This is a genomic window from Hymenobacter lapidiphilus, from assembly GCF_013377885.1.
Lineage (GTDB): Bacteria > Bacteroidota > Bacteroidia > Cytophagales > Hymenobacteraceae > Hymenobacter > Hymenobacter lapidiphilus.
In genome coordinates, this window is the sequence record NZ_JABKAU010000073.1 from 1 (window position 1) to 7,231 (window position 7,231).

The window sequence follows — 7,231 nt, forward strand, 5'->3', positions numbered from 1 at the left end:
AGCCGGCCGGATGCACCTGCGCCGGCTCGATACGGAAACCGGCTTCACGGAGTACCAGCCGGGGCAGGTGATTCACTTAGCCCCCAACGAACGGCACGCCTGGGTGCTACTCGAGCGGTGCGAGAACCGCGCCGTGTTCATACCGGCTGCTCATTACGCCCCCGCCTGATGCTGCTCAACTGGCTCTTTCGGATGCTGATTCCCTTCTGGCTTGACCTGACGGTTAACCCGGCAACCGGCAAGGCCAGCCTGAAGAACGTGGCCGGCACCGTGGGCTTTATCGTCGGTATCGGGTTGGCCGTGGTGGCCGTGGCCGCCGACGTCTACGAGCATCGGCCGGTGGACAAAACGGCCGTCATGCTGCTGCTGGCTTCCGGCCTGGGCCTGTCGGGCCTGAAAGTACTCCAGATGCAACTGGACCGCCGCACCGCCGACGAAGCCGGGCCACTGGCCGTACCCCCGCCGGCCGAAGAAGCCCCGCACCTCATGCCCCAGGCTCCGGCCGGCTTCGATCCCGAAGCGCCCGAAACCCGACCGCTGGCCGGCTATCCCCTTCACCGCCCTAACCCCTACGCCGAATGAGCCCCTTCCCGCTGCCCAAACGCTTCGCCTACCTGGCCGCCGAAACCGGCCCGCGCCTGCTTCTAGAGGCTTTAAAGCTGCATGGCACCAAGGAAATAATCGGTGGCCAGCACAGCCCCGCCATCATGGCCTGGCTACGTGAGCTGCGCTTCGACTGGATTAAGTCCGATGAAATCCCCTGGTGCGGTACGGCTACGGCTATTGCCGCCGTGCGGGCGGGCGTGGCTACCCGACACCCCGAAATGCCCCGCGCCTTCTGGTGGGCGACATGGGGAACGCCCGTCGCCGTGCCGATGCTCGGCGACGTGGTGGTACTGAGCACGTCGCACGTCGGCATCTACGTGGGCGAGGATGCGACCCGCGTGTACCTACTCGGAGGCAATCAGAACAACGCCCACAACATCTCCGGCTTTCCGAAAAGCTGGATTAAGGCCGCCCGCCGCACGGCGTGGAAAGTAGCCCAGCCGGCCAACGTACGCCGCATCTGGATCGACAGTAAAGGGCTGGCCGCCGCGCCGCCCACTACCCGCTAATAACCTCACCTTACCCCATACGACCATGAAAGACCTATCGAAAGGCACCAAGTTCGCTTTCTTCACCCTGCTGCTCTTCGCCATCGTGGCCACCGCCTACGGGGTGCGCGACATCTCCGTACACGGCGACCACGGCGGCAGCTTCTACGCGGCCGGTGGCTTTGCTTTGCTGGCCGGCGTCGTGTACTTCCTCGGCAAGCGCACCGACAAGCCCCGCGCCTAATGGTAGCGGGCCTGCTTCCGCTGCTACTGGTACTGGCCGCGACGTTCGTATACGCGGGTATTGCGGCCGGTTCCAACGCCTACCAGATCAAGCGCGATTTTAACATCTCGCACCTATGGGAAACCCGCGAACGCATAGCGGCCGTGGTGGGCTTCGTGGTGCTGGCCTACGCGGGCCATCGGTTCGGCCGGTGGTGGAACTTCGCCGCCCCGCCGCTGGCGTTAGGGGCCGCCGCCTGTCTGTTCGGTCTGCGGTTTGATATAAGGCTAAACCTGCGCCGCCTGCTGCCCCGCCACTACCTCGGTACCGACCCCAACACGGCCGCCACCGACAAGGCTGTAACGGGCCGGGGCATGAGTGGCCGCACCTTCGCCTGGCTCAAGCTGGCCGGGGTGGTGGCGCTATCTGGTGCCGCCCTGCTGCTATCCGGCTGCAAGGCCAGCCAACCCGAACGGGCGGCACCTCATAGCACAACTGCCCCCGGCATCATAGCACAAGTGCCCGGCATCATAGCACAACCAGCCCAACCGCCCGACCTTACGCCCGCCCAAGTAGCCCATCTGCCCGCTCGGGTGCAACGGCAGTACCGGAAGAATCTAAAGGCCCAGCCCCGCATGGTCCCGCTAATCCAGGGCCGCGCCGCCGTGAACGCCCCGGCCGCTACGTCGGTGGCCACCAGCTACAAGAACGCCGCCCCCGTTACGCTGGCCACTGACAGCGCCGTGGTCAACGTCTCCACCGCCGGCAAAAGCGGACAGGCAGCGGCCGGGCCGGGCATCGTGCAGACGCGCACGGAAGCCCCGAAGCGCACGGTATGGCAGCGAGTAGCGGGCCTGCTGACCGGGCTTACCAGCACCATCGGCTGGCTGCTACTCGGGGCCGTGCTGCTGCATGGCCTTGCGCCCGGCGTGGGCTACGGCACCGGCTGGCTACGGCGGTTTGTAAGTCGGCGGCGGGTGTAGTATATTTGTGCCGTGACAGAACCATCGCCCGTGCCTGTATTCTGCCACGACCAAGCCCCCGGTTTTTAAACCGGGGCACCCCATTACCTAGTCCGGCCCACCATAGCCAGACACCAGAACCGGCCGCGCCGGAATGCCTGAACAGCCCGCTCAACGTACCACGTCGGGCGGGCTGTTCGTTTCACCTATCTTACCCCCATGCCCCGCTACACCACCGAACCCTACGACGGCCCCCATGCCCCGCGCTGGTGGCATAAGCTGCTGCTGGTGCTGCTGCTCGGGGCCGTGGGCGCGGCGGTGAAGTGGTGTAGCACGGGGCAGTGGTGAGGTGCCGTAAATAAAAGAAACACGAAAGAAACACGAAAGAAAAGCCCGCCTACAATTCGTAGGCGGGCTTTTTGGTGGCGCTGGTGACGAAAGAATGATTCAGTTGTAGCTCAGTTCCGCCCCCAATATGTGCAACTTGCGCAGTACCTCCTCCGGGGACGCGCTGTTGTAGTGCTTGCTGGCCACCTGCTCACTGTGCCGGGCCAACTCCGCGGCAACCGATAGGCCGAACTGTTCCCGCGTTATTTGCGAGAACGTGCTACGGGCATCCTTGAACTTGAGGTCGGGTAGAGAGAGGGCAAACAGGCCCGCCACTTTCTTAAGGCTCAGGTTAACGCGGGTCGGGCCCAAATCCGGCATCGGGCCCTCGTGGCTGTCGAGTAGGCGCGTGGCCTGGGGCAGCAACGGCGTCCAGGTTTGCTCCGTACTGCGCTTGGTTTTCTGCCGCTGCAATAGAATCCCGCGGACCTGCCGGCCGCTGATCGGATCGGCCGCAGGCACCAGAAACAGGGCCGGTTCGCGGGCCAGCCGGCAGTAGTCCACGTAGGAGAGGCCGGTGTAGCAGCTGGCCAGAAACATGAACGTGGCCTTGTAGAGCGGCAAGGCAAGGCCCGATAGCGCCTGCTGCAGCCGCGCCACCTCCTCGGGGGAAAGGTGCCGCTTTTCGGCCGGGTCGCGCTCGCTCTGGTAGGCGTAATCGGCCAGCGGGTTGAGCGGCAGCCAGCCTTCGTGAGCCGCCTCCTTCACCGCCTGCAGCAGCACGCCTACATAGATTTGGGTCGTGCTGGGCGGGTGCGCCCCGAGCAGCCACCGCTCCCAGCCCCGCAGCCATTGCAGCGACACCGACGCCAGGGGAAACGAGACGCCGCCGTGCTTGCGCAGGTAGGTCAGCAGCTTTTGGCGCACGCTGCGCAGTGAGAGCACCGTACTACGGGCCCGGCCGCGGGTGAGCAGTACACCCTCAAGCAAATCCAGCACCTCACTTAGCCGCCGGCTCACCACCGCCCCGCCCTTGAGCAGATGCCGCACCTCGACCGGGGAGGGGTTGTGGCCCTGGGCCTTGAGCAGCGCATAGGCCCGCTCACCAGCCAGCAGCCGTTCGGCCAGCTTATTGTTGGCCTGCTGCAGCAGCTCGCGCTCGGGTCGGCTTAGTCCGGGCCCGGGGCTGAGCCGCTTGGCACCAGCGGACCATTGCGCGGCCGTGGCGCTAACGCCAGTGGCGAACTCGGTGCGCTCAAAGCCGTCGATTTCAATGCGTAGCGAGATCGGGGCTAGGTCCGTCACGGGGTGGGCGCGGTTTTTACGGCGCCACAGATAGAGGGTCATCCGGTGTTCGTAGGTAAGCATCGCGGGTAGCTGGAGTAAGGTAGTAATGCAAGCACATCACAGTTTACGCCACTTTCCGACCAAATGCAAACGAGGTTAGTAAAAAGCCAACATACTTAGCAAGCCTTTGCCCCGCCCCTACTGTCTTCGAAGCCTGCCCTCTTTGGTAACCGGATTGGTAACCAGCAGGCAGTGAGCAGACAGGCGGCCTATACGGGCGGCAAAGCGCGTTTTACCCGGCCTGTCTGGACGCTTTATCGAAGGGGAAATTATTTCCGCAAGAACACTCCACCCGGAATACTGATGAGCACCCCAAAAAACAGTTTTTTGGAAAATTCGTCCTGAGCGAATTCAACTGGCGTACGGGCCAGGTTGCGCAGCGTGGCTTCGTACTGCTGCAGGCCATTGGCCTCTTTCAGATACAGCGCCTTCGTGCTTTCGAGCAGCTTATGTACCTCGGCCAGATGCTGTTCAATCAACTCCGGTCCTGTAAGCCGCGAAAACAGGTAAAAGGCCGTCGCCGACACTACTGCGCCTATCAATGCGGTCAATATCCCTACCCCAATACTTTTCCAGAGCCCTGGCCCTTCAGGCTGGTAGTAGCGCCGCAGCAACACTTGGCTAGCAATGGCCGCTAAGGGCGGAAAAAAGTCGGCCAGCGTCCGTTTCGGGCCATAAGGGTTATTGTCGCTGAGGTACAGAAACAGCACCCAAGCAAAGCACAGCGCCCCGGTAATTGCCCCACACAGCATGGCGGTGCGCAGTATCGGATTCGGGATAGAAGCAGTAGTAGGTTGCAAAAGCAGAAGTAAAATGAAGCTGCAAGATACAGCCGCCGCCGCAACCAACCTTCACCATACCACGCTCTCTGCTAGGCCAAATCTTAACCCGACACTTATGCCAGTGTAGCTGGCGCAGGCACAGGTCGCCGTGGCCAGCGGAGTAGCAGCGCCTCCAACAGCAGACAGGCCAATGCTCCCCAGATGCAATATTGCCAAAGCGGCGTTCCTACCCGCGTTGCCTTGTACTGAGCAGCGGCCGTCTGGCTACCGCTAGTTTCGTACACCTGCACATTGGGGCGGTTAGGGCCGATCAGGGCCCGGAGCTCGGCCGCCGAGTAGCTTGCCAAGTCTGATTCGCGCTTATCGAAGTTAAAGGCCAGTGTGGTAACAGTTTTACCCGCCTGCTGTAGCGCATAAAATCCGGGCTGCCGCAGCCCCGGTGGCACTTCCAGCTGCAGTGTACTCCCCTGCCGACGATGTACCGGAATAAACGTTAGGCTATCCTGTACCAATCGGTACACCGTCTCTGGCCCGGCTCCGGCAGTTGGCAGCTGCACATTCACAACGGCTTGGTTAAGCCGGTAAGCGGGCTGCTGTTGCTGTCGGTAGCTCTGCATGGCTAGCTTGTACAGAACTGGCACAAACAGCGGGTGCTGCGCAAAGTCGGAATAAGGGGCACTAAAGGGCGACGAAAAAACGTACACTATGCCCTCACCGCTTGGGAAGCCCGCCAAAAAGCTTTCCCCATCGCGCATCCGCAGTATCTCAGTTCCCGTGCGGGCCCAGCGCAACACCGGGGCGGCCTTAGGCATACCCGCACGCGGATTCACGCCCGCAAACACATCCTGAAAGAAGGGGTTCCGGGTATCGGGCAAGGCCACATCCTGCAGCACCGGCCCAGTAGGAGGTACCGATTGCCATTGCACCGGCCCCAACCCTAATTCGCGGAATAGTTGCCCGTATGCATCCCGGCTACTCATCGCCATTGGAGGAACCACAACCAGCGTAGCCCCCTGCTGCACTGCCCGACGCAGGTTTTCGCGCAGGCCTGCCGTCAGCACCAGTGCTTCGCGTACTATCAACAGGTTTCCTTCTGTCAGTTTGCGGTAATCTGCAGTCTGGGCACTGGTGAACTGGTAGCTAAACAGCGGTTCGTTGCCGTACAAACGGTCGAGTTGCCCATTGGCGGCAACTTCCACTACACTAATTTTCGCGGCGGGTTGCAGCGTGAAATAATAGGTATTGTCGAAATCCACCGGAAAGTCATCCACAACTACGCGGCACTGCTGCACATCTAGCCCGGTCAGTCGCAGGCGTACCTGCGTTGTAACCGTCTGCCCCGCCGGCACAGTAGTCTGGAAGGTAGCAGCTTGGCGTGGCCCAATGAACAGTTTAACCGAAGATTTCTCAGCTGACACCTGCCCCCCATTCTTCAGCCGGATGCGCAAAGTCAGGTCAGCATCAGTGCGTACAAAACCATCGTCGAGCCATACGCTGTCAACAAACACATTAGCCGCAGGCTTCGCAGCAGCAGGCACCAAAAATACCTGCTGAGCTGAATCCAGCAACTGCAGGCTTGAAGCCGAAAAATCATTCTTCTGAAAATCGGAAAACACAAACAGCGGCCCAGCTCCAACTCTTCGGTTTTGCTGCTGACGCTGAGCCAGCGTCCGGCCCACCTCACCCGCCTGACCACTTACCTGCACCTTTTCCACAGCATTACGGAAAGCCGCAGCGCTCAGCAGATCAGGCCCACCCGGCGCAAGGCCGAACCGCGCCGATGCCGGAAAAGCCAATGGCAAATCTGCCGCCTGATCAATAGCCTGCTCAAACGCCGGCTGGTCATTAGGCCCTAACTGGCGCATACTAGGCGAGTCATCAAGCACCACCTGCACCAGGTTACCAGTAGCAACTTGCTTGGGCGCCGGAATAAAAGGCTGCGCAAACAATAAGACCAGAAAAATAACAAGCCCTATGCGGGAAGCCAGCACTAACAAATGCTTTAGCTTGCGTTGACGGGCCGTTACCAGCTTCACTTCCCGGATGAATTCCACGTTGGAAAACAACACACGCTGCGGCCGGCGCAACTCAAAAAGGTGAATAGCAATGGGAACGGCAACAGCCACTAAACCCCACAGAAACCACGGATATGTAAATACCATGCAACAGAATCAGTAATTCCGTGAAGATAAACACAAAAGCGCGGTGTAAACTGCGCCTGAGTGTTACGGTAAATTCTACTGATCGTAGTAACAGCCGAGAAGGCGAGATACCTGTTAGATACAATAAGTGTCTCGCCTAAAATTGTGTACTCTAAGGTTCAGGTGTACCAATCCCTGGAAGACATAGCCAAGGCAACTTCATGTTCCCATCAATAGCCCAAGCCACACATCTGCCCCAACGGAATACGGCCCGCCTCCTCGGTTGAGGAAGCGGGCCGTATTCCGTTGAGGCGCCTACCGTGCTTGCGCAGCCCGTCGGGCCAAGCCGTACCGG

Annotated in this window: 8 protein-coding genes; 5 read left to right on the forward strand and 3 right to left on the reverse strand. The window is 60.9% G+C overall.

The window, feature by feature from the left end; all coding sequences use genetic code 11:
• Nucleotides 1-192: 192 nt before the first annotated feature.
• The 5 genes from HW554_RS19840 (at nucleotide 193) to HW554_RS20890 (ending at nucleotide 2,627) form a co-directional block, all read left to right on the forward strand.
• Entirely contained in the window at nucleotides 193-582 is a 390-nt protein-coding gene (locus HW554_RS19840; protein ID WP_176910268.1) for a hypothetical protein, read from the forward strand.
• Entirely contained in the window at nucleotides 579-1,115 is a 537-nt protein-coding gene (locus HW554_RS19845) for a TIGR02594 family protein (RefSeq protein WP_176910269.1), read from the forward strand. The genes HW554_RS19840 and HW554_RS19845 overlap by 4 nt, the downstream gene beginning before the upstream one ends.
• A 25-nt stretch (nucleotides 1,116-1,140) precedes the next feature.
• A complete protein-coding gene (locus HW554_RS19850; RefSeq protein WP_176910270.1) occupies nucleotides 1,141-1,338 on the forward strand; it encodes an LPXTG cell wall anchor domain-containing protein in 198 nt (65 codons plus the stop codon).
• On the forward strand, nucleotides 1,338-2,300 hold the full coding sequence (locus tag HW554_RS19855; protein ID WP_176910271.1) for a hypothetical protein: 963 nt from the start codon (nucleotides 1,338-1,340) through the stop codon (nucleotides 2,298-2,300). The genes HW554_RS19850 and HW554_RS19855 overlap by 1 nt, the downstream gene beginning before the upstream one ends.
• Nucleotides 2,301-2,498: 198 nt before the next feature.
• On the forward strand, nucleotides 2,499-2,627 hold the full coding sequence (locus HW554_RS20890; RefSeq protein WP_262889922.1) for a hypothetical protein: 129 nt from the start codon (nucleotides 2,499-2,501) through the stop codon (nucleotides 2,625-2,627).
• A gap of 99 nt (nucleotides 2,628-2,726) precedes the next feature.
• On the opposite strand, the gene HW554_RS19860 is transcribed toward HW554_RS20890, so the two are convergent.
• From HW554_RS19860 to HW554_RS19870, 3 genes are all read right to left on the reverse strand, one after another.
• On the reverse strand, nucleotides 2,727-3,974 hold the full coding sequence (locus HW554_RS19860) for a hypothetical protein (protein WP_176910272.1): 1,248 nt from the start codon (nucleotides 3,972-3,974) through the stop codon (nucleotides 2,727-2,729).
• Nucleotides 3,975-4,222: 248 nt separating this feature from the next.
• On the reverse strand, nucleotides 4,223-4,753 hold the full coding sequence (locus HW554_RS19865) for a DUF4199 domain-containing protein (RefSeq protein ID WP_176910273.1): 531 nt from the start codon (nucleotides 4,751-4,753) through the stop codon (nucleotides 4,223-4,225).
• A 95-nt stretch (nucleotides 4,754-4,848) separates the two neighbouring features.
• Nucleotides 4,849-6,897 carry a BatA domain-containing protein gene (locus HW554_RS19870; protein WP_246285533.1) on the reverse strand — a complete coding sequence of 683 codons (2,049 nt, stop codon included), beginning with the start codon at nucleotides 6,895-6,897 and terminating at the stop codon, nucleotides 4,849-4,851.
• Between the last annotated feature and the right edge of the window lie 334 nt (nucleotides 6,898-7,231).

Excerpts from the sequence above, each read along its gene's own strand:
- HW554_RS19850 (WP_176910270.1), top strand. The coding sequence starts at position 1,141 with ATGAAAGACCTATCGAAAGGCACCAAGTTCGCTTTCTTCACCCTGCTG.
- HW554_RS19845 (WP_176910269.1), top strand. The coding sequence starts at position 579 with ATGAGCCCCTTCCCGCTGCCCAAACGCTTCGCCTACCTGGCCGCCGAA.
- HW554_RS19840 (WP_176910268.1), top strand. The coding sequence starts at position 193 with ATGCTGATTCCCTTCTGGCTTGACCTGACGGTTAACCCGGCAACCGGC.
- HW554_RS19860 (WP_176910272.1), bottom strand. The coding sequence starts at position 3,974 with ATGCTTACCTACGAACACCGGATGACCCTCTATCTGTGGCGCCGTAAA.
- HW554_RS19870 (WP_246285533.1), bottom strand. The coding sequence starts at position 6,897 with ATGGTATTTACATATCCGTGGTTTCTGTGGGGTTTAGTGGCTGTTGCC.
- HW554_RS19855 (WP_176910271.1), top strand. The coding sequence starts at position 1,338 with ATGGTAGCGGGCCTGCTTCCGCTGCTACTGGTACTGGCCGCGACGTTC.
- HW554_RS20890 (WP_262889922.1), top strand. The coding sequence starts at position 2,499 with ATGCCCCGCTACACCACCGAACCCTACGACGGCCCCCATGCCCCGCGC.